This is a genomic window from Flavobacterium sp. MMS24-S5, assembly GCF_050320125.1.
GTDB lineage: Bacteria > Bacteroidota > Bacteroidia > Flavobacteriales > Flavobacteriaceae > Flavobacterium > Flavobacterium tyrosinilyticum.
Map to the genome: position 1 here is coordinate 1,705,232 of NZ_CP190016.1, position 20,508 is coordinate 1,725,739.

The following is a 20,508-nucleotide window of genomic DNA, read 5'->3' on the forward strand; positions in this document are numbered from 1 at the left end:
ATTGTTTCAAGTTTTTTTAGTTTCAGGTTTCAAGTTGTAGGATTTCGTCCTGTAGAGAACCTGAAACCTGAAACTTGAAACTTTAAATTCTTAAAGACGCTGACTCATATTTTTAACCATCATTTCTTTCCATGGTCTAAAATCTCCAGCTAAGATATGTTTTCTTGCCTCACGAACCAACCACATATAGAAACCAAGATTATGAATGGTAGCAATTTGCTTTCCTAAATATTCGTTGGCCGCAAACAAGTGACGTAAATAGGCTTTTGTATATTCTGTATCTACAAAAGTATGTCCCATTTCATCAATTGGAGAAAAATCTGCTTCCCACTTTTTATTTTTGATATTGATTGTTCCGTTTGCTGTAAACAACATACCATTTCTTGCATTACGAGTTGGCATAACGCAATCGAACATATCAATTCCTAACGCAATATTTTCTAAAATATTAATTGGAGTTCCAACCCCCATTAAATAACGAGGTTTATCTTCAGGAAGAATTTCGCAAACCACCTCAGTCATGGCATACATTTCTTCAGCTGGCTCCCCAACAGAAAGTCCACCAATTGCATTTCCTTGCTGTCCTGCATTAGCAATATATTCTGCCGACTGGCGACGTAAATCTTTATAAGTACTTCCTTGAACAATCGGGAAAAACGTTTGTTCATAGCCATATTTATAAGGTACTTTTTCCAAATGATTGATACATCTGTCCAACCAACGATGTGTCATGTGCATAGAACGCTGTGCATAACGGTAATCGCAAGGATAAGGCGTACATTCATCAAAAGCCATAATGATATCGGCACCAATGGTACGCTGAATTTCCATTACATTTTCTGGCGTAAAAAAGTGATAAGAACCGTCAATGTGCGACTTAAATTTTACCCCTTCTTCTTTAATTTTTCTATTTGAAGAAAGAGAATATACTTGATATCCTCCAGAATCAGTCAAAATATTACGATCCCAGTTCATGAATTTATGAAGTCCTCCGGCTTTCTCTAAAATTTCTGTCTGCGGACGCAGATACAAATGATAGGTGTTTCCAAGAATAATATCCGGATTAATATCGTCTTTCAATTCACGCTGATGCACTCCTTTTACAGAAGCAACAGTACCAACTGGCATAAAAATAGGAGTTTCTATAACTCCGTGATCTGTAGTAATACTACCCGCTCTTGCTTTTGACTGCGGATCTTTTTGTAATAAATCAAACTTCATAAATTCGTTTTTCAGTCGGCAAAGATAGTTTAATTTCAGGGAAATATTATGAATTAGAAAAATTGTCAATTAGAAATTTAGCTAATATTTTCTTAATTTCAGATTCTATTTTATAAGATTTGAACTTATCCTGATTTAGGCGTTCCCTAACGGTCGGGCTATCCGCTATATCTTTTGCTCAAGAACATATCATTTTAATTAAGACGAGACATTTATCGCAAAAGGATGCCGCTCCTATCCCTAACGCAAACGGTTCCAAAAGAAATTTCATCGGTAAAATCGGAATGTAAAAACTGCAACAATCCTATTATTAAAGTATAACAAACTCATTTCTTTCTTTTTGTAATTTTAATATTCAACTAAAATATTAGAAATCATGATAAATTCAGAAGATAAATTAGACGAAATCAAGGATGAACAAATTGAGAAAAACCTTGAAAACATGGATTATCCAGCAAACGAAGATATTTATAATCAAGAAGAAAGATTAGAAGAAAGATTAGAAGATATCGATCCTCAAGATATTTCTGGAGAAAGAATAATTAATAATGACAATCACGAATGGAAGCAGAACAGTGATAAAATCGGAAACGATTTGGATGTTCCAGGTGCTGAGCTAGACGACGCACAAGAAGATGTTGGCTCTGAAGATGAAGAGAATAATTATTATAGCGAAAGCGATACCAATTAGACACCTTACTAAATTCTAGATTTTTTTTGCCGCAAATTAAACAGATTCAGCTGATTTTTAAAATCATTCTAATCCGTTTAATCTGTGGCAAAACTTTTATATACAATTATCAATTTCTTTGATTTTATTCAAATCTGATAAAAAAAGAGCAAAAAAATTTAACAATTGAAACAAACTAAAGCAGAAAATCATTTGTCTCCCCACAAAATATCCGTTACTTTTGCTACAGTTTAAAATTTTACATATAAATGAAGCCTAACACACAACAATTAAGCGATTTAACGATCCAAGTAAGAAGAGATATTCTTAGAATGGTACATGCTGTAAACTCTGGACACCCAGGTGGTTCATTAGGTTGTACTGAATTTTTGGTAACATTATATCAAAACATAATGGCAACGCAAAGAAGGTTTTGATATGGACGGAATTGGAGAAGATTTATTTTTCCTTTCAAACGGACACATTTCACCTGTCTTTTATAGCGTTCTAGCACGCAGTGGTTATTTTCCAGTTTCAGAATTAGCAACTTTCAGATTATTAGATTCTCGCTTACAAGGACACCCAACAACTCACGAAGGTTTACCTGGAGTTCGCATTGCATCTGGTTCATTAGGACAAGGTTTATCTGTAGCTTTGGGAGCAGCTCAAGCTAAAAAATTAAACAAAGACAATCATATCGTATATAGCTTACACGGAGACGGAGAATTGCAAGAAGGTCAGAACTGGGAGGCGATTATGTACGCTTCTGCTAAAAAAGTAGACAACATTATTGCAACAATCGACCTTAATGGTAAACAAATTGACGGAACAACTGATGAAGTTCTGCCAATGGGAAGTATTCGCGCTAAATTTGAAGCTTTTGACTGGGATGTTTTAGAAATCAAAGAAGGAAACAGCATTGATGCTATCATCGCTGGCTTAACTGATGCTAAATCAAGAACAGGAAAAGGAAAACCAGTTTGCATTTTATTACATACAGAAATGGGTAATGGTGTAGATTTCATGATGCACACTCATGCTTGGCATGGTAAAGCACCAAACAATGATCAATTGGCTAGTGCTTTAGCTCAAAACATTTCAACTTTAGCAGATTATTAAAAAGTGCTCAGTCTAAGCAGACAGTTTTCAGCTTAGAAACTTAGCATCTCAAAAAATAAAAAATGAAAAAATACGAAAATACAGGAAGTAAAGATACTCGTTCTGGTTTTGGAGCGGGAATGACTGAATTAGGTCAAAAAAATGAAAATGTTGTTGCATTATGTGCTGACTTAATTGGATCATTAAAATTTGATGATTTCAAGAAAAACCACCCAGAGCGTTTTTTCCAAATCGGAATCGCTGAAGCTAACATGATTGGAATCGCTGCAGGTTTAACAATTGGAGGAAAAATTCCTTTTACTGGAACTTTCGCAAACTTTTCTACAGGTAGAGTTTACGATCAAATTCGTCAATCTGTTGCTTATTCAGATAAAAATGTAAAAATCTGTGCTTCTCACGCTGGTTTAACTTTAGGAGAAGATGGAGCAACGCACCAAATCTTAGAAGATATTGGTTTAATGAAAATGTTGCCTGGAATGACTGTAATCAATACTTGCGATTACAACCAAACTAAAGCGGCAACTTTAGCATTAGCAGATCACCATGGTCCAGCTTATTTACGTTTCGGACGTCCAGTTGTACCTAACTTTACTCCTGCTGATGAGCCTTTCGTAATCGGAAAAGCAATTTTATTAAACGAAGGAACAGATGTTACAATCATTGCTACTGGACACTTAGTTTGGGAAGCTCTTATTGCTGCTGAAGCTCTTGAAGCAAAAGGAATTTCTGCTGAAGTAATCAACATCCATACAATCAAGCCTCTTGATGAAGAAGCTATTTTAAAATCTGTTGCTAAAACTAAATGTGTAGTTACTGCTGAAGAGCACAATTACCTTGGAGGTCTTGGAGAAAGTGTTTCTGGCGTATTAGCTTTAAACAATCCAACTCCACAAGAATTTGTAGCTGTTAAAGATAGTTTTGGAGAATCTGGAACTCCAGAGCAGTTAATGGAAAAATACAAATTAAACAATCAAGCAATTGTTGAAGCTGTAGAAAGAGTTATCAAAAGAAAATAATTTAAGTTTTCTTACTTATAAAAAACCTCGGAATTTGCATTCCGAGGTTTTTTTTAGTTTTATTAGTACCAAGAGATATGTCAATAGATTTTTTGGGCATTGGTATTACTCCATCAATACCGCAAGTAATAATGAAATTTTCATTTGATGGTAAAGGAGCCATAAATCTCTAAGATCTATTCTACTTCATAAATATTCTAACGTTGCTCTTTACTATTGGTAAAATGCGTAAAATAAAAAAACACAGCATCAATAATCAATACCAATAAAACCCAATAAAAAAGCCTCGAAATATTAATTTCGAGGCTTCCTATTTAAATTCTATATTTTAGTTCTTTTGATAAGGATACGTTTTATCCAAATGAATTCTTAATCTTCCTGGCGCTGTATAATCCTCAGGAACATACTTACGAGGATTTGTGATTGACTCTGGCTTTGCAGGATCAGTAAGTTCTCCTGTTGGCCTTCTAGGAATAGCCCACAATTCGCTTTCATCTACATTTGGAGTAGCAGGATTATCCAAAATAGGATCGTAAGGATAATATTTGCTTAATCCTGAAAAAGGAGCATCTGTAGGTTTTGTAAGTTCAAATCTTGTAGTATAACCATCCCCATCATCATCATGATCTAGAAAATCTGGAATACCATCACCATCTGTATCATCTGGATTAGCAGGTGGATTAGGATATGTAGTTGTATCTCTATAATCGCGAACAAAACCATCACCATTAAGATCTTCCTGATAATCAAACACACCATCTGGATTTTCTAATAAAACACCATTAGAATAACCATTATTTTCATGATCCATTCTTCTGATATCATAAAGCTTAAAGCTAAAGATTAAAGGTGAATATGCTGGAATGGTACTTGAAGAAGGTGGCGCAGCATAGTATCCTAATCCTGAAGGTATGAATAAAACACCAGCACCAAAATCTTGGTAATTTGGGGTTCCATCGTCATTATAAGTCGTTGTTCCTGTTTTAAACAGAGGAAAGATTTCACTCCATCCTTTTATAACATTACCTACATACATATCAATAATACTCTTTGGATATATAACCTGATCAAAGAAAGTAGTTGTTAAGTGTTCTGGCTCTGTATCTGTCTTTTCTACACGTTTTAAATATTCTCCTCTATAAGCAGTAAAAACACCATCCGTATTCATTGGAGCAACACCACTACCTTCTCTTAAAATCAAATAATACATTTTATAAGTTATTCCATGTATGTATGGAATTTCTCTTGAAACCAACTTTGGATAAGTAGCACTGTCTAAGTAAGACATTATTGAGGGTTGTGAAGCAGCATCGGTTATAGGCGCAATTGTTACATCCATATTGGCTGTCACAGTAATATAATTGGTCTTTAAATACTCTTCAATATCTGCATTATCAGTATTAAATTGCTCTTGATAATCCCTCAAAGGAACAACTTCTGTTTTATCATCGTCATTTTTATTACAAGAAACGATGGCAAGACCAGCAAGTAACAAAACAAAATAATATTTAAATTTATTCATTATTATCATTTTTTTAGGTGCGCAAGATACAATATTGATTTATTTTTGTAAAGAATTTAACTTGGATTTTAGAAAAATTATGAGAATAGATAAATACTTGTGGTGCGTTCGATATTACAAGACTAGAAACATGGTAACCGAAGCTTGCAAAAAGAATCAGATCACTGTAAATGGGCAAGTTGCAAAACCTTCAAAAGAAGTTTTTCCCACAGACCGAATTACATTTAGAAAAGATCAAATTACACAAATTATAACGGTTTTAGACATTCCGCAAAATCGAGTTGGAGCTAAGTTGGTAGATATTTATCAAAAAAACGAAACGCCTCCAGAAGCTTTTGCACATTTAGAGTTGTTAAAATTATCTAAAGAACATTCGAGAAGAACTGGCGCAGGACGTCCGACCAAGAAAGACCGAAGAGACATTGACGATTACGGAGACGATATTTATGATGAAGAGGAAGAAATAGAATAAATCTTCAATCTTGAAATTCCAAATTCCAAAAAAAAGCAATCAAATTCCAAATCCTAAAAATAAACTTATCTCAAAACTTGGAATTTGGAATTTAAAAAATTGAAATTTGGATTATCTATATTGGATTTTAAATTAATTACCTTAGCAAAAAAATACACTATGAGCAGCAATATAATCTTGACCAATCAAGAAATCGAACATAAAATAAAACGTATCGCTTACCAAATTTACGAGACTTTTGTAGACGAAGAAGAAGTTGTAATTGCCGGAATTGCTTCTAACGGATTTCTTTTTGCCGAAAAAATCGCAACGGCGCTTAGCAATATTTCAACCTTAAAAGTTTCGATCTGCGAAGTCAAAATAAACAAACAAAATCCGCAACAAGCAATACAAACTTCATTAACCGCCGAAGAATACAAAAACAAAGGATTAGTTCTAGTTGATGATGTCTTGAACTCTGGAACTACATTAATCTATGCTGTTCGTCATTTCTTAGATGTTCCGCTTAAAAAATTCAAAACAGCAGTACTTGTTGACCGAAATCATAAAAAATATCCTGTAAAGGCAGATTTCAAAGGCATTTCACTTTCAACTTCTTTACTAGAGCATGTTCAAGTTGTTTTCAATTCAGAAAACGGCGACTACGCTTCTTTAAGCTAATATTTCTAAAATATCCTGAACCGTTTCTTCGACAGATTTATCATCAACCGAAACTTTATGTTTTGCTTGATTGTAATAATAACTTCTGTCGAATAAATGTTTCGCGATAAACTCTTTCATTTCTTCCTCATTCATATTGGCAATCAAAGGGCGTTTGCTTTTATTATGCACCAATCTATTATATAAGGTATCAATTGATGCTTTTAAATATACAGACACTACATCATCTCCTTTTAATAATTCATGATTATTGGCATAACATGGAGTTCCTCCTCCAAGACCAATAATAGTATTTTCTGAAGATTGCGAGCAATTCGACGAACATTTCATGCTCTAATTTTCGAAAATATACTTCTCCATGCTTCTCAAAAATCTCATTTATGGATAAATTCACTCTTTCTTCGATACATTTATCTAAATCTAAGAACGGAATATTTGTAATTTTTGACAAATTTTGGGCAATTGTAGACTTTCCGCAGCCCATATAACCTAACAACACAATTTTTTTCATATTAATAAAACCTTATAAACTAAGCATTTGAGAATTTTTCCAAAAAAAAGACAAATTTATGATAAAATAGCTTGGAAACTTCAAAAAAAACTCCTTATATTTGCACCCGCATTCAAGAAATTAAATGACTCGATAGCTCAGTCGGTAGAGCACATCACTTTTAATGATGGGTCCTGGGTTCGAGCCCCAGTCGGGTCACAAATTTTGTGATTAACAAATTAAATTTCTTGAAAGCAATGACTCGATAGCTCAGTCGGTAGAGCACATCACTTTTAATGATGGGTCCTGGGTTCGAGCCCCAGTCGGGTCACAAAAGGTCGGGTAATTTATTTTACTCGACCTTTTTTCTTTTTAGGCCATGTGGAGAAACGGTAGACTCGCCATCTTGAGGGGGTGGTGCTCGTAAGGGCGTGAGGGTTCAAATCCCTCCATGGTCACTAGAAAAGCCTATTTCGTTTTGAAATAGGCTTTTTTATGTTTTGTCTCGTCCTAAAATAAGTTGACGCATTGGTGTTAGAACAATTTTTAAATAAAGAGAGCTAAACAAAGTTGTCTTATTTTCCTACAAAACTTAATACAGCTGTTTTATTTTTCCATCTTTTACAATATACAATCCATTTTCACACATGATATATACATTAAATTTGGTTTTTTTAATATTTGTGAACCAGCCAGGAAGTTTATATTGTTTCAATGTTTCATCATGGATTAACTGCCCATAATACCCATATTGCTTACCTGTTTTCCTATCTGTTCCTGTTCCTGAAATATGCACAATGTTATCTTTTTGAAGAATTTCTCTAGCTTCACTGCATAAATCTAAGTATACCAACGTGTCCGTTTTATTCTTACTTTTTTTATAAAGCTTCACGTTATCACTTTCATCATTTATTCCGTATGGATAATCAACTACATCTCTTGTATATTCCGTTTCTGGTATCGTTTTTACATACACCCAATCTTTCTTATAATCAGTCCCTTGGAATTTATAGACTTTATTTTCAGCTGTACGAACACAAAGTTGCTCCTTTGGATTTGAAATTATTTCCATTGGAAAAAATTTTCTGGTATCAAAAGTTATTGTTTCCCAAGAATTTCCAAAATCTTTTGAAATATGTATTCGAGAATAATCCGATTCGTGAATTCCTTCCCAACTATCAATGCCAACAAGAATCTTTTTATCAGTAAAAGTTACATCTTTAAACATCAATGATGTTTTAATATTTTTCCAAGTTTTTGCGCCATTTGTCGAATACATTAATTCAAAATACCTACAGGCAATAACTGAGTCTTTTGAAATATCAGCAATATTATTAACATACCTATTTCTCTTTTTTGAAATTTCAGCAGTTGTATCACCTATAGTTTTCACTATATCAGTTGTACTTTTAAAAGTTTCATTTTTAACTTCCAGCTTATCTATTGCGTTCTTTTTACAACCAATTGCAAAAAACAAAATAACAAAATATACCCTGTATTGTCTTTTCATAAAAAAGCAATTAACTTGATTTGTATAGCTAATATATCATTATTTTTAAAAGATAAAACTAATAAACATCATTCAAGATTTTTTAATTCTTCTCGTAAATGGTTCGAATTCTACCCGACAATTTTATTTACAATACACAAAACAGATATAATATCTGACAAAAAAATAATTTGCAGGATATTTTTTTATCTTTGGCAATCAGATTTTTTCAACCTGCATGGCTTTATCTTTAAGCTTTTAGAAAACAATACTCATTATGGAACAAAAAATACATCAAGGAAGAAACGTGAAACGTTTTAGAGAAATGCTTAACATAAAACAAGAAGCATTGGCTTATGATCTAGGAGAAGACTGGAGTCAAAAGAAAATTTCTTTATTGGAGCAGAAAGATGTAATTGAGGAAAATCTTCTAAAACAAATTGCAGCAATATTAAAAATCCCTGTAGAAGCATTTCAGAATTTTAACGAAGAACAGGCAATAAATATTATTTCTAGTACTTTTCACGACACTCAAGGTTTAATAAATTACAGCCCAACTTTCAACAACAATCCAATCGACAAATTGATTCAGTTGCATGAAGAAAAAATAGCCTTATACGAGCGTATGTTGAGAGAAAAAGAAGAGATGATGCAAAGACTTGAAAAGCTTATCAAATAAATAATTCAGAAAAATCAGCAGTTTTTTATTCTGCACCTTTATTATCACAGAAAAAAAACAAAATATATACCACTGCAAAGTAAGCACTTACAATAACAATTTAAATTAATTTCAAAATTCCTTTCCAAAAAGGCTTTGCAAACTAAATAAAGTACTTATATTTGCACCCTCATTGAAGAAATGAAGACTCGATAGCTCAGTCGGTAGAGCACATCACTTTTAATGATGGGTCGTGGGTTCGAGCCCCAGTCGGGTCACAAAAGGTCAGGTAATTTATTTTACTTGACCTTTTTCTTTTTAAGGACTATCAAGTCTTAAAAATATACCTTTAGAAAAACCTCCTTTAATTTTCTCTTACTATTTCTTCATTTACCAAAAGAAATTTTCTCACAAGATAAAAACTTTCTTAAATTCGTTGGGAAATAATTAAATCACTAATCCCAAATTAGTTTTATGAAAAACCTACTATTAGCATCATTTATAATGGTGTCATGCTCGACTTGGGCGCAATCTGCAACAGGCTATTTTGACAAAGCCATGAAAAAAGCTGAAGCTGGAAATACAAAAGGCGCAATCGCCGATTACACCAAAGCTATCAGCATGAATTCTAAATTTGTTGAAGCTTATCAGAACCGTGGTGTAGCAAAATTCAAGCTAAACGATTTAAAAGGTGCTCAGGCTGACTTTAGCAAGACAATCGAATTGGACGACATGAATGCAGACGCTTTTACTGGCAGAGCCAATGTCAATTACAAACTGCAGAATTACGAAGGAACAATTGAAGATTGCACCGCTTCTTTAGGCTTAAACCCGAAAGATTATGTCGCCTACAATTTAAGAGGATTGGCCTATAACAAAATTGGCGATAAGAAAAATTGCTGTAAGGATTTTACAAAAGCAATTGAGTTAGGAAGCCAAAGCGCCGCAAAAAACAGAGCTACTTTCTGTAAATAATACATAAAGCAAAAAAAACAAGAACAGTCTGTCAAGATTTTAATCTGACAGGCTGTTTTCTTTTTTATCAAAGTAATATATTTCTTAAGAAATAAATACCTGATTTTAGGTAAAAAATATATTATGAATACGTAAACCTCTAATTCTCTATCTTTTTAATTTAGTTTTAATGTCGAATCTAAGATTTTATTTTACATTTGTTGACTTAATCGCGAAAAATGATAAACAATATTAAAACTGTTTTCAGCATTAAAGATCTTGAGAACTTATCTGGAATAAAAGCGCATACCATACGCATCTGGGAAAAGAGATACAATATCCTTGAACCTATGCGAACCGACACTAATATTAGATTTTACAATCTTCATAACCTGCAGAAACTTTTAAACATTACGTTACTGCATGAATACGGCTATAAGATTTCTAAAATTGCAACCTATCCTGAAGAAAAAATACCACAACTGGTACGCGAAATAATTTCGAAGAAAAATTCTCAAAACTACGCCATCACTTCTTTTAAAATGGCGATGATGAACTTTGATCAAGAATTATTCTTCAACACATTTGATTGGCTTATTACCGAAAAAACATTTAAAGAAGTTTTTAAAGAACATTTTTTGCCTCTTTTAAAAGAGTTGGGATTATTATGGCAGTCTGAAACGATTACTCCTGCAAATGAACATTTCATGAGTCATTTAATCAAGCAGAAAATATTGATTTATACAGAAAGCCTTCAAATTAGAAAACCAATCAAAACCGATCGAATTTTTGTTTTATCACTTCCGTTAAACGAAATTCACCAAATAGGATTGTTATACCTGCAATACGAAATTCTTGATAAAGGCTACAAAACCATTTATCTAGGAGAAAGCATGCCAATTGAAAACTTGCAGGATTTAACCAAACATTTTGAAAACATTACGTTTATTTCCTTTATGACTGTTCAGCCAGACCGAAGCGTAATTAATCAATATGTAAAATCTATGGGGCAGAAATTATTGCAGAAAAACAACGAAATCTGGCTTATGGGTAAAATGGTGGAATACATTGATGAGAAAGTCCTAACAGACAGAATTCGAGTTTTTGATTCGATGGAAGAAACTATTAACATGCTTTAATTTATTTTTGTTTAAGTTTTTCCTATATTTGTTAAACAAATGAGAAAAACTATCCAAATAATAGGCTCAGGCTTCTCTTCTTTGGCAGCCGCATGTTACCTTGCACAGCAGGGAAACAAAGTTACTGTCTACGAGAAAAACAGCACAATTGGCGGTCGCGCCAGACAATTTAAAGAAGACGGTTTTACTTTTGACATGGGACCAAGCTGGTATTGGATGCCAGATGTTTTTGAACGCTTTTTTCAAGACTTCAATAAAAAACCTTCTGATTATTATGAACTGATAAAATTAAATCCGGCCTATCGTGTTTATTTCGGAATGGATGATTTCATCAGCATTTACGATAATCTAGAAGAGATCAAATATACTTTTGAGACCATCGAAAAAGGAAGCGGTCAAAAACTGCAAAGCTTTATTGACCAAGCCAAAAGCAATTATGACATTGCAATCAAAGATTTGGTTTATCGTCCTGGAGTTTCTCCTCTTGAATTAATTACCAAAGAAACGGCATTAAAGCTCAATCAGTTTTTTAAAAACGTAAGCACCGATATTCGGAAAAATTTCAAGAATGAAAGATTAATTCAAATTCTCGAATTTCCAGTTTTATTTCTTGGAGCAAAACCAACTAAAACGCCTTCTTTTTATAATTTTATGAATTATGCCGATTTCGGTTTAGGAACTTGGCATCCTAAAACTGGAATGTTTGATGTTATTCGAGGAATCGAAAAATTGGCATTAGAACTTGGCGTCACCATTAAAACCAATTCGCCAATTGATAAAATAATTGTCGAAAATAAAATAGCTAAAGGAATTGTAATTAATGGCGAAATCCTAAAGGCTGATATTGTTTTGAGTGGTGCCGATTATCATCATTCGGAAATTTTACTCGAAAAAGAACACAGAATGTATTCTGAAAAATATTGGGAAAGCAGAGTTTTCGCTCCCTCTTCTCTCCTATTTTTTGTTGGCTTCAATAAAAAAATAGAAAACATTTCGCATCACGCTTTATTTTTTGATGTCGATTTCAACCAGCATGCTGCAGATATTTACGATAATCCAAAATGGCCCGATGCCCCTTTATTCTACGCCAACTTCCCATCCAAAACAGATTTGACCGCGGCGCCAAACGGAATGGAATCTGGATTTTTCTTAATTCCGCTAGCTCCCGGAATCGAAGATAACGAAGCGCTACGAGAAGAATATTTCGAAAAGATAATCGCTCGTTTTGAAGAACTTACGCAACAAAAAATAAAAAATAATATTATCTTTAAGAGATCATTTTGTAAAAATGATTTTGTAAGCGATTATAACGCCTACAAAGGAAATGCTTACGGAATGGCCAATACCCTCTTGCAAACCGCTTTTTTAAGACCAAAATTAAAAAGCAAAAAAGTCAAGAATTTATATTTTACAGGACAATTAACCGTTCCTGGGCCAGGTGTTCCGCCTGCTTTAATTTCAGGAAAACTCGCAGCTGAATTAATTCAAAAATCTTTTAGATCTTAAAAAAATGAAATCACTATTCGACGCCGTTTCTTTCAAATGCAGCAAACTGGTAACCAAAAATTACAGTACTTCATTTTCGCTAGCCGTAAAAATGCTTTCGCCAAGCATTCGAGATGCCATTTACAGTATTTACGGATTTGTTCGTTTTGCTGACGAAATCGTGGATTCATTTCACGATTATGAAAAAGAATATCTTATTGAAGATTTCGAAAAAGAATATTACAAAGCAATGCAATTGGGCATTAGCTTAAATCCGATTTTGAATTCATTTCAACATACTGTAAAAGAATACAATATTAGTGATGATCTCGTTCAGGCTTTTCTAAAAAGCATGAAAATGGATCTTATAAAGTCAAATTACCAAACACAAACCGAATACATAGATTACATTTATGGTTCTGCAGATGTTGTCGGATTAATGTGTTTGAAAGTTTTTGTATCTGGAAAAGAACATAAATACGAACAGCTGAAAAACGAAGCTATGCGTTTAGGTTCTGCTTTTCAGAAAGTAAATTTCTTGAGAGATCTAAAAGACGATAATACGATCTTGAATCGCACTTATTTCCCAGGCGTGAATCTGAATAATTTCAACGAAGATTCGAAAAATCAAATCATCAAAGAAATCGAAGAAGATTTTAGAATTGCCTATCAAGGAATTGTAAAATTACCAATAGAAGCCAAATTTGGGGTTTATACCGCTTATGTTTATTATAAAAAACTACTTCAAAAGCTAAAACACACACCTTACTATGAGATTGGAAATTCGAGAATTCGTGTTTCTAATTATACCAAAGCGGGACTTTTGGCGCAGTCTTTTGTGACCTACAAATTGAAGCTGGTATAAATTTAAACACATAGAAACATAGAATGCTAGATCTATAAAAGACGTTTCACTTGCATAAAAAAACATAGCTATGTGTTAGAAACTAGTTTCTTTCAACAATCTTTTCAAGAAAACAAAAATCTATGTCTCTATGTGTTTAAAAATATAAACCAAAACCTTTTGAGTCAATATTTTATAATCCAAAGCTAAACTCAAAATCAATAAAACGATAATTTTAAAACCTCAACATTTATAAAATGATTTCTTTTTTAATCTTTTTAGGCGTTTTTCTTTTCATGGAATGTGTTACGTGGCTCACGCATAAATACATAATGCATGGATTTATGTGGTATTTTCATGCGGATCATCATCAGCCGAAATACGAAAACACCTTTGAGCGCAACGATATTTTCTTCGTCATTTTTGCTACCCCAAGTATTATTTTATTCTACTTTGGCGTTCAAGGCGGATTTAATTATTTGTTTTTCATTGCCTGCGGAATTACACTTTACGGCATTTGCTATTTTCTAATTCACGATGTCTTGATTCATCAGCGTTTTAAATGGTTTAAAAACACCAAAAACAAATACCTCATCGGTCTCCGTAAAGCCCATAAAATACACCACAAACATTTACAAAAAGAAAAAGGAGAATGTTTCGGAATGTTGTTTGTGCCATTCAAATACTATAAAATGTAGCATTATTTGGGCGCTCCCTTTCCTTTTATGTCTGCCCTTGTTGCAAGAAAAATTTGTGATTATGAAATTATATAAAATAGTTACCGTACAGCATATTAATGCAAGTGTAGAAGATTGCTGGGATTTTTTCTCAAGTCCGAAAAACCTGCAGACTATTACTCTCGATAATATGAATTTTCAAATTCAGGATTACGACGGCAAGCGCATGTATCACGGACAAATAATTTCATACACCTTAAGACCTCTTTTCGGAATTAAAACTTCTTGGGTTACCGAAATTACGGCTTGTAAAGAAAAAGAGTATTTTGTAGATATTCAGCAATTTGGACCTTATAAACTTTGGCATCACAAACATTTCTTTGAACCAACACCAGACGGAGGAACCAAAATGACCGACATTGTTCACTACGCTCTCCCATTCGGAATCTTAGGTCGAATCATGAATCGTTTAATCGTAAAAAACAAACTGAAAAGTATTTTCGATTACAGATTTAATAAAATCGAAGAATTGTTTAATTCTAAAAAAGCTTAAAAAAATAAACACATAGAAACATAGAATACTAAACCTATAAAAGGCGTTTCACTTGCATAAAAACACATAGCTATATGTGAGAAACTAGTTTCTTTCTAAAATTCTTAAATGAAAAATAAAAAATCTATGTTTCTATGTGTTTAAAAATTACATATAATGACAAAACAAAAAGTTACCTTATTCTGGTTTAGACGTGATTTGCGTTTAGAAGACAATACCGGATTATTTCATGCTTTACAATCCAATTTTCCTGTTGTACCTCTTTTTATTTTTGATGATGATATTTTAGAACATCTCCCAAAAGACGATGCAAGAGTAACTTTCATTTATGATTCATTAAAAAAAATAAACTCAGAATTAAACCCATTTGATTCTTCCATTTTAATCAAAAAAGGAAAAACAAAAGACGTTTGGAAATCGCTTGTCGAAGAATTTGATATTCAAAATGTTTTCTTTAATAAAGATTATGAACCATTCGCTATTAAACGTGACAGTTTAATTTCATCTTTATTAAAAGAAAATAATATTGAAACGATATCTTTTAAAGATCATGTAATTTTTGAAGAAAAAGAAATAACCAAAGCAGACGGACTTCCTTATACTGTTTACACGCCTTACAAAAACAAATGGCTGGAAAAATATCATCTCTTTGGATCTGCTCCAGAATATGATTCGACGCCATATCAATCTAATTTTGCTGAAAATAAATTCAAGTTTCCAGATTTAGCTGAAATAGGTTTTAAAAGAAGCTCTATAAAAGTTCTTCCACACAACTTAACGCAAATTGCCCATTATAAAGAAACCAGAGATTTTCCAGCTCTGGATAGCACTTCTTATCTGTCTCCGCATTTACGCTTTGGAACTGTAAGCATTCGAAAATTAGTAAACTGGGCCAACCGAAAAAATCAGACTTTTTTGAGCGAATTAATCTGGAGAGAATTCTTTATTCAGATTCTATTTAGTTTTCCAAATTGCGTTAATCATAATTTTAAATCCAATTACGACGGAATTCAATGGCGAAATAACGAAGAGGATTTCAAACGCTGGTGTTCTGGAACAACAGGATATCCGATGGTCGATGCTGGAATGCGACAATTAAACGAAACAGGTTATATGCACAATCGCGTACGTATGGTTGTAGCCAGTTTTCTTTGCAAACATTTACTGATTAACTGGCAGTGGGGCGAAGCGTATTTTGCAGAAAAACTTTTAGATTTTGAATTGGCTTCAAACGTAGGAAACTGGCAATGGGCAGCAGGAACAGGCTGTGATGCTGCTCCTTATTTCAGAGTTTTTAATCCCGAAATCCAACAAAAGAAATTTGACGAAAAAGGAGAATATATTAGAAAATGGATTCCCGAGTTTGATTTTGGCTACGCAGAACCTATGGTTGATCATGCTTTTGCGAGAGATCGCGCGATTGCTACTTATAAGGCGGGGATTTTGAAATAAAGTTTTTTTTGTTTCAGGTTTCAGGTTTCAAGTTTATACTGCATGCTTAAATTTGTTTCACGCAGATTTTGCAGATTAAGCAGATTTATATTCATTTTTGTCATCCTGAGGAACGAAGGATCACACTAGAAACTCCGCACAGAATGTCGCCAAACTTTGTCGATTTACGAGTGTGATCCTTCGTTCCTCAGGATGACAACTAAATAAAAAAAACTTTGTCAAAGTTTTAAACTTGACAAAGTTCTATAGATAAAGTTCAGCCAACTTGAAACCTGAAACTTGAAACCTCAAACAAAAAAAACTTAATACTTCAAATAATTATCCACTACAATTTTAGCTTTCAGATCAAACATTAAATTGTATAAACCAAAGAAAGTACGATTCATATAAATAAAGTGCTTAGAGCCACGATTTCCGTTCATTTTTTTCAAGTTTGTATCTTCTGAGAAACGTTTTCCTAATTCGGCAATTGCATTAAAGAATTTTTCATCGGAAAAATCGAAAGTTTCGTTTTGAAAAGGTTTTGTAAAAAGCGACAATAAATCATGAAACATTTCGGTGAAATATTCCACTTCTGCGGGTGTATCATCTTTGCGCAGAATTTCTAATTCGAATAATTTCTCATTAAAAAGCTTCTGGTCTGTAATCACATTTTTATTGATCAATTCGAAATAGGGCGTATAAAAATCTTCTGGAATTTGTTTCATACAACCAAAATCTAAAGCGATCAATTGCTTTTGATCGTTAACCAAAAAATTCCCTGGATGCGGATCTGCATGCACTTTTCGTAAAACATGAATCTGATACATGTAAAAATCCCAAAGTGCCTGTCCTAACTTATTGCCCGCTTCTTGATCTTCATTTATGGCTGTAAATTCAGAAAGATGAATTCCCGTCATCCAATCCATTGTAATAATTTTCTCTGACGAAAATTCTGGATAGTAATTCGGAAAAGTAATATTTTCGATTTTACTGCAAGCATCAACAACTTCCTGACTTTGTTGTAATTCCAACAAATAGTTGGTTTCTTCAATTAGTTTGTCTTCAACTTCTTTAAAGTATTTATCAGAATCTTTTCCTTGAAGATTAAACATTCTAATCGCAATTGGTTTTACCAAAGCCAAATCTGACGAAATACTATTGGCAACTCCAGGATATTGAATTTTAACCGCCAGTTTTTTATCGTTTTTCTTTGCCAAATGAACCTGACCAATACTTGCCGCATTTACAGAATTCGGATTGAACTCATCGAAAATTTCGTAAGGTGTTTTTCCAAAATTGCTTTTAAACGTTTTTAAAACCAAAGGAGCTGAAAGTGGCGGAACAGAAAATTGCGATAAAGAAAATTTCTCCACATAAGCTTGAGGCAGAAAGTTCTTATCCATACTCAGCATCTGAGCTACTTTTAAGGCGCTTCCTTTTAAGCTTTTTAGTCCGTCATAAATATCTTCTGCATTGTTCTCATTTAGCTTATCACGGGTTAAATCTGGGTTTACCATTTTTTCAGCATAATGCTTTACATAGTTTACACCAATCTTAGCACCAGTCTGAACCAATTTTCCCGCTCGCTCAATTTTAGAAGTTGGGATATAATCAATTGTTTTCATTATCTGCTGTGTACTTTTTCTTTAAACAAAAATTTTCCAAAATCAATCAGATGATTCATTGGTGCAACATTCATTAACTCAAATGAAGCGTTAACAGACTTTTCAATAAAAATATCCGTTTTCTCAAAAGCAGGAGATTCATCTTCCATCCAAAATTTAATGGTCATCATCAATTGTAACCAAGAAGATTCTTGAATGGCTTTTTCTTGAAATTTCTGGAATCTTTCTTGCTCTAATCTGTAATCATCTGTTAAAATCTCAGCAACATAGTCTTTGAAACTATTTCGAAGTGTTGTTAACTGAACTAAATTTTTGATTGGATTTCGATCTATTTTAAGGGATTGCAAAACATAACTTCTGTTGGCTGTCAGGATTTCGAAGAAAGTAAAATAAAAACTCAGCATTTTATTCTTCATATCATATCCCTGATATTCTTCATTCTTGTGAAGAAGATTAACCGTGTTTTCAAAAAACAGTCGAAATATTTCTTTTTCTAAACCTTCTAATGTTCCGAAGAAAGTATAAAACTCAGCTTCAGTAAAATCATTTTCTTTGGCAAAATGATAAACCGATTTTGGTTTTTGACCTTTTTCTAAAACCTCTTCCATATATTTTGAAACGATATCATCTTTGGTAATTACCTTTTTTTAGTCGCCATTTTATTAAAATTTAGAATTTGCCATAAAGGTAAACATTGTTTAAGTACCTTTACTAATCCTTAAACACGATACACTGTTAAATATATTATAAACTATTATGGCTCAAAATGTTCTATTAACAGGCGGAACTGGTTTCGTCGGTAAATATTTGACAGATGTTCTGATCGAAGCAGGTTTTTCCGTATCCATTTTGAGTCGTTCTGATAGAGAAAGTAATCCAAGAGTGACCTATTATAAATGGGATCTAAAGAAAAACTACATTGACAAAAATGCAGTTTTAAATGCCGATTATATTATTCACCTTGCTGGAGAAGGAATTGTCGAAAAGAGATGGACTAAAAGACGCAAAAGAGCCATTATTGAAAGTCGCGTAAGACCGGTTGAAATGATCTATTCTATTTTGGAAATGAACAATAAAAAACTGGAAGGATTTATTTCTGCTTCAGGCATTGGAATTTATGGTGCCATTACTAGTCATAAAATCTGTACTGAAAATACCCCTCCAGCCAATGATTTTCTTGGCATTACTTGTCAGAAATGGGAAAATGCCGCCGATAAAATTGGTTCTTTAAATATTCGAACAATCAAAATTCGAACTGGAATTGTTTTTGGTAAAAATGAAGGTTTCTTAAAAAAAATGGTTCCCACATTTAAATCTGGTTTTGGTGCTGTTTTGGGTTCTGGCAAGCAATATCTTCCTTGGATTCATATTGAAGATTTGTGCCAGATTTATTTAAAAAGCATTGAAGACACCAAACTCGAAGGTGCCTACAATGCATGTGTAACCGACAATACAACAAATTCTAGATTTTCTAAAACTATGGCCAAACTATACGATTATAGTATATGGATTCCTAAAGTTCCGGCATTTGTATTAAAAATTCTGTTGGGACAAATGAGTGAGGCCATCTTAACAGGACAGCGTGTTTCTTCAGAAAAAATTCAGAAAACAGGTTTCGAGTTTCAATTTACAGATTTAGAAAAGACACTTATTAATTGTATAAAGTAATTCTTATTTCAAAGTCAGCATGGTCTCATCGCTACGAATAATACCCGTTAGTTCTGTATTGGCTGTTTTTGCAATTTTCGATGCTATAGGAGTTGGAATATTAATATTAAAATCGGATACTGCGATTGGAAAATCTGAAATTATCTGAATTCCCTCTGGAACTCTTTTAATCAAAGCATTTACAATAATCTCCTTCGATTTTCCGCGTAGATTAAGTTTCCCTTTTATATGATATTCTTTTTCTACTTCATTAATATCTTTCAAATCAAATTTTTCAATCTTTCCTTTAAACACCGCTTTAGGATAACGATTGCTTTGCATGTAATTTTCATTGAAATGCTCTTGCATTAAATCCAATTTGAAACGAAAGTCTTTGATGATAACAGTACAAATAAAAGTACTTGTTTTAGGTTCTAAAAGTATAGCAACTTGTCTATTTACAGCTCTCACTTCTTCAAATAAAGGAACAGACGCCTCAAAGTTTATTGTTCCCGTATTAGTGAAAAATTTGTCTTGGGCAATGACTGAAAAGGCCGTAAAAAATAAAAATAATAAAGTAGTTGTTTTCATAATCGTCTGCATTTAAACAATTATGTCATTCAATTTATCTGGACTAAGAGAAAAATAAAAAAATCAGATTCTTAATAATCTGAAAAATCGAACGGCAATACTCAGTGAAAAAATTCCGTAACCCAATAATTATACTTAAAGTTACGGAATTTATGCATGCAAAGTTTTGGTACTTATGCTAAATATTTGTGAATATTTTTTGTTGTGAAATGGGAATTGTGTGATGTGAAATGTTCTCAAAA

The 20,508-nt window shown here is 33.0% G+C and carries 19 protein-coding genes, 4 tRNA genes and 2 pseudogenes; 18 read left to right on the forward strand and 7 right to left on the reverse strand.

Features of this window, described 5'->3' with window-relative positions; genetic code table 11:
• Nucleotides 1–90: 90 nt before the first annotated feature.
• A complete protein-coding gene (gene tgt / locus ACPWTF_RS07655; protein WP_095931686.1) occupies nt 91–1,221 on the reverse strand; it encodes a tRNA guanosine(34) transglycosylase Tgt in 1,131 nt (376 codons plus the stop codon).
• Nucleotides 1,222–1,597: 376 nt separating this feature from the next.
• On the opposite strand from tgt, the gene ACPWTF_RS07660 reads away from it, so the two are divergent.
• The 3 genes and pseudogenes from ACPWTF_RS07660 (at nt 1,598) to ACPWTF_RS07670 (ending at nt 4,026) form a co-directional block, all read left to right on the forward strand.
• Nucleotides 1,598–1,912, forward strand: a complete 315-nt coding sequence (locus tag ACPWTF_RS07660; RefSeq protein WP_427875026.1) for a hypothetical protein — start codon at nt 1,598–1,600, stop codon at nt 1,910–1,912.
• A 248-nt stretch (nt 1,913–2,160) separates the two neighbouring features.
• Nucleotides 2,161–3,010, forward strand: a pseudogene (locus ACPWTF_RS07665) (transketolase).
• Between the two features lie 62 nt (nt 3,011–3,072).
• Entirely contained in the window at nt 3,073–4,026 is a 954-nt protein-coding gene (locus ACPWTF_RS07670; protein ID WP_248728000.1) for a transketolase family protein, read from the forward strand.
• 328 nt (nt 4,027–4,354) lie between these two features.
• Here ACPWTF_RS07670 and ACPWTF_RS07675 read toward each other — a convergent pair whose 3' ends face one another.
• Nucleotides 4,355–5,548: an FKBP-type peptidyl-prolyl cis-trans isomerase gene (locus ACPWTF_RS07675; RefSeq protein ID WP_427875027.1), complete on the reverse strand. Its 1,194-nt coding sequence runs from the start codon at nt 5,546–5,548 to the stop codon at nt 4,355–4,357.
• 79 nt (nt 5,549–5,627) lie between these two features.
• Here ACPWTF_RS07675 and ACPWTF_RS07680 point away from each other — a divergent pair, with 79 nt between their 5' ends.
• On the forward strand, nt 5,628–6,020 hold the full coding sequence (locus ACPWTF_RS07680; RefSeq protein ID WP_248728003.1) for an RNA-binding S4 domain-containing protein: 393 nt from the start codon (nt 5,628–5,630) through the stop codon (nt 6,018–6,020).
• A gap of 159 nt (nt 6,021–6,179) precedes the next feature.
• Entirely contained in the window at nt 6,180–6,680 is a 501-nt protein-coding gene (locus tag ACPWTF_RS07685) for a phosphoribosyltransferase domain-containing protein (protein ID WP_427875028.1), read from the forward strand.
• Here the strand turns inward: ACPWTF_RS07685 and ACPWTF_RS07690 are convergent.
• Nucleotides 6,672–7,191: pseudogene (locus tag ACPWTF_RS07690) on the reverse strand (shikimate kinase). The gene ACPWTF_RS07685 and the pseudogene ACPWTF_RS07690 overlap by 9 nt on opposite strands.
• Before the next feature lie 126 nt (nt 7,192–7,317).
• Here ACPWTF_RS07690 and ACPWTF_RS07695 point away from each other — a divergent pair.
• The 3 genes from ACPWTF_RS07695 to ACPWTF_RS07705 all read left to right on the forward strand — a co-directional run bounded on the left by ACPWTF_RS07695 (nt 7,318) and on the right by ACPWTF_RS07705 (nt 7,628).
• Nucleotides 7,318–7,389 (forward strand) — tRNA-Lys (locus ACPWTF_RS07695).
• A gap of 40 nt (nt 7,390–7,429) precedes the next feature.
• Nucleotides 7,430–7,501 (forward strand) — tRNA-Lys (locus ACPWTF_RS07700).
• A gap of 44 nt (nt 7,502–7,545) precedes the next feature.
• Nucleotides 7,546–7,628: transfer RNA gene (locus ACPWTF_RS07705), tRNA-Leu, on the forward strand.
• A gap of 134 nt (nt 7,629–7,762) precedes the next feature.
• On the opposite strand, the gene ACPWTF_RS07710 is transcribed toward ACPWTF_RS07705, so the two are convergent.
• A complete protein-coding gene (locus ACPWTF_RS07710; protein ID WP_427875029.1) occupies nt 7,763–8,680 on the reverse strand; it encodes a WD40/YVTN/BNR-like repeat-containing protein in 918 nt (305 codons plus the stop codon).
• Between the two features lie 256 nt (nt 8,681–8,936).
• Here ACPWTF_RS07710 and ACPWTF_RS07715 point away from each other — a divergent pair, with 256 nt between their 5' ends.
• The 9 genes from ACPWTF_RS07715 (at nt 8,937) to ACPWTF_RS07755 (ending at nt 16,421) form a co-directional block, all read left to right on the forward strand.
• Nucleotides 8,937–9,338 carry a helix-turn-helix domain-containing protein gene (locus ACPWTF_RS07715; protein ID WP_427875030.1) on the forward strand — a complete coding sequence of 134 codons (402 nt, stop codon included), beginning with the start codon at nt 8,937–8,939 and terminating at the stop codon, nt 9,336–9,338.
• Nucleotides 9,339–9,523: 185 nt separating this feature from the next.
• A tRNA-Lys gene (locus tag ACPWTF_RS07720) sits at nt 9,524–9,595 on the forward strand.
• A gap of 196 nt (nt 9,596–9,791) precedes the next feature.
• Nucleotides 9,792–10,292 carry a tetratricopeptide repeat protein gene (locus tag ACPWTF_RS07725; protein WP_248728007.1) on the forward strand — a complete coding sequence of 167 codons (501 nt, stop codon included), beginning with the start codon at nt 9,792–9,794 and terminating at the stop codon, nt 10,290–10,292.
• Between the two features lie 218 nt (nt 10,293–10,510).
• Nucleotides 10,511–11,410 carry a MerR family transcriptional regulator gene (locus ACPWTF_RS07730; protein WP_095929553.1) on the forward strand — a complete coding sequence of 300 codons (900 nt, stop codon included), beginning with the start codon at nt 10,511–10,513 and terminating at the stop codon, nt 11,408–11,410.
• Nucleotides 11,411–11,449: 39 nt separating this feature from the next.
• On the forward strand, nt 11,450–12,916 hold the full coding sequence (locus ACPWTF_RS07735; RefSeq protein ID WP_427875031.1) for a phytoene desaturase family protein: 1,467 nt from the start codon (nt 11,450–11,452) through the stop codon (nt 12,914–12,916).
• 4 nt (nt 12,917–12,920) lie between these two features.
• Nucleotides 12,921–13,760, forward strand: a complete 840-nt coding sequence (locus ACPWTF_RS07740; RefSeq protein WP_427875032.1) for a phytoene/squalene synthase family protein — start codon at nt 12,921–12,923, stop codon at nt 13,758–13,760.
• 236 nt (nt 13,761–13,996) lie between these two features.
• On the forward strand, nt 13,997–14,437 hold the full coding sequence (locus ACPWTF_RS07745; protein WP_427875033.1) for a sterol desaturase family protein: 441 nt from the start codon (nt 13,997–13,999) through the stop codon (nt 14,435–14,437).
• Nucleotides 14,438–14,498: 61 nt separating this feature from the next.
• Nucleotides 14,499–14,969, forward strand: a complete 471-nt coding sequence (locus tag ACPWTF_RS07750; protein ID WP_427875034.1) for an SRPBCC family protein — start codon at nt 14,499–14,501, stop codon at nt 14,967–14,969.
• A 156-nt stretch (nt 14,970–15,125) separates the two neighbouring features.
• Nucleotides 15,126–16,421 (forward strand): cryptochrome/photolyase family protein, encoded by a 1,296-nt coding sequence (locus tag ACPWTF_RS07755; protein WP_427875036.1) that lies wholly within the window; start codon nt 15,126–15,128, stop codon nt 16,419–16,421.
• A 302-nt stretch (nt 16,422–16,723) separates the two neighbouring features.
• Here ACPWTF_RS07755 and ACPWTF_RS07760 read toward each other — a convergent pair whose 3' ends face one another.
• Nucleotides 16,724–18,028: an ABC1 kinase family protein gene (locus ACPWTF_RS07760; RefSeq protein WP_427875038.1), complete on the reverse strand. Its 1,305-nt coding sequence runs from the start codon at nt 18,026–18,028 to the stop codon at nt 16,724–16,726.
• Nucleotides 18,028–18,636, reverse strand: a complete 609-nt coding sequence (locus ACPWTF_RS07765; RefSeq protein WP_427875039.1) for a TetR family transcriptional regulator C-terminal domain-containing protein — start codon at nt 18,634–18,636, stop codon at nt 18,028–18,030. Before ACPWTF_RS07765 ends, ACPWTF_RS07760 begins: the two co-directional genes overlap by 1 nt.
• A 148-nt stretch (nt 18,637–18,784) precedes the next feature.
• Between ACPWTF_RS07765 and ACPWTF_RS07770 the strand changes: the two genes are divergently transcribed.
• Entirely contained in the window at nt 18,785–19,696 is a 912-nt protein-coding gene (locus ACPWTF_RS07770; protein ID WP_427875040.1) for a TIGR01777 family oxidoreductase, read from the forward strand.
• 3 nt (nt 19,697–19,699) lie between these two features.
• Here the strand turns inward: ACPWTF_RS07770 and ACPWTF_RS07775 are convergent, their stop codons facing one another.
• Nucleotides 19,700–20,266 carry a YceI family protein gene (locus tag ACPWTF_RS07775; RefSeq protein WP_250837214.1) on the reverse strand — a complete coding sequence of 189 codons (567 nt, stop codon included), beginning with the start codon at nt 20,264–20,266 and terminating at the stop codon, nt 19,700–19,702.
• Nucleotides 20,267–20,508: the final 242 nt, after the last annotated feature.

Excerpts from the sequence above, each read along its gene's own strand:
- tgt (WP_095931686.1), bottom strand. The coding sequence starts at position 1,221 with ATGAAGTTTGATTTATTACAAAAAGATCCGCAGTCAAAAGCAAGAGCG.
- ACPWTF_RS07660 (WP_427875026.1), top strand. The coding sequence starts at position 1,598 with ATGATAAATTCAGAAGATAAATTAGACGAAATCAAGGATGAACAAATT.
- ACPWTF_RS07670 (WP_248728000.1), top strand. The coding sequence starts at position 3,073 with ATGAAAAAATACGAAAATACAGGAAGTAAAGATACTCGTTCTGGTTTT.
- ACPWTF_RS07675 (WP_427875027.1), bottom strand. The coding sequence starts at position 5,548 with ATGAATAAATTTAAATATTATTTTGTTTTGTTACTTGCTGGTCTTGCC.
- ACPWTF_RS07680 (WP_248728003.1), top strand. The coding sequence starts at position 5,628 with ATGAGAATAGATAAATACTTGTGGTGCGTTCGATATTACAAGACTAGA.
- ACPWTF_RS07685 (WP_427875028.1), top strand. The coding sequence starts at position 6,180 with ATGAGCAGCAATATAATCTTGACCAATCAAGAAATCGAACATAAAATA.
- ACPWTF_RS07710 (WP_427875029.1), bottom strand. The coding sequence starts at position 8,680 with ATGAAAAGACAATACAGGGTATATTTTGTTATTTTGTTTTTTGCAATT.
- ACPWTF_RS07715 (WP_427875030.1), top strand. The coding sequence starts at position 8,937 with ATGGAACAAAAAATACATCAAGGAAGAAACGTGAAACGTTTTAGAGAA.
- ACPWTF_RS07725 (WP_248728007.1), top strand. The coding sequence starts at position 9,792 with ATGAAAAACCTACTATTAGCATCATTTATAATGGTGTCATGCTCGACT.
- ACPWTF_RS07730 (WP_095929553.1), top strand. The coding sequence starts at position 10,511 with ATGATAAACAATATTAAAACTGTTTTCAGCATTAAAGATCTTGAGAAC.
- ACPWTF_RS07735 (WP_427875031.1), top strand. The coding sequence starts at position 11,450 with ATGAGAAAAACTATCCAAATAATAGGCTCAGGCTTCTCTTCTTTGGCA.
- ACPWTF_RS07740 (WP_427875032.1), top strand. The coding sequence starts at position 12,921 with ATGAAATCACTATTCGACGCCGTTTCTTTCAAATGCAGCAAACTGGTA.
- ACPWTF_RS07745 (WP_427875033.1), top strand. The coding sequence starts at position 13,997 with ATGATTTCTTTTTTAATCTTTTTAGGCGTTTTTCTTTTCATGGAATGT.
- ACPWTF_RS07750 (WP_427875034.1), top strand. The coding sequence starts at position 14,499 with ATGAAATTATATAAAATAGTTACCGTACAGCATATTAATGCAAGTGTA.
- ACPWTF_RS07755 (WP_427875036.1), top strand. The coding sequence starts at position 15,126 with ATGACAAAACAAAAAGTTACCTTATTCTGGTTTAGACGTGATTTGCGT.
- ACPWTF_RS07760 (WP_427875038.1), bottom strand. The coding sequence starts at position 18,028 with ATGAAAACAATTGATTATATCCCAACTTCTAAAATTGAGCGAGCGGGA.
- ACPWTF_RS07765 (WP_427875039.1), bottom strand. The coding sequence starts at position 18,636 with ATGGAAGAGGTTTTAGAAAAAGGTCAAAAACCAAAATCGGTTTATCAT.
- ACPWTF_RS07770 (WP_427875040.1), top strand. The coding sequence starts at position 18,785 with ATGGCTCAAAATGTTCTATTAACAGGCGGAACTGGTTTCGTCGGTAAA.
- ACPWTF_RS07775 (WP_250837214.1), bottom strand. The coding sequence starts at position 20,266 with ATGAAAACAACTACTTTATTATTTTTATTTTTTACGGCCTTTTCAGTC.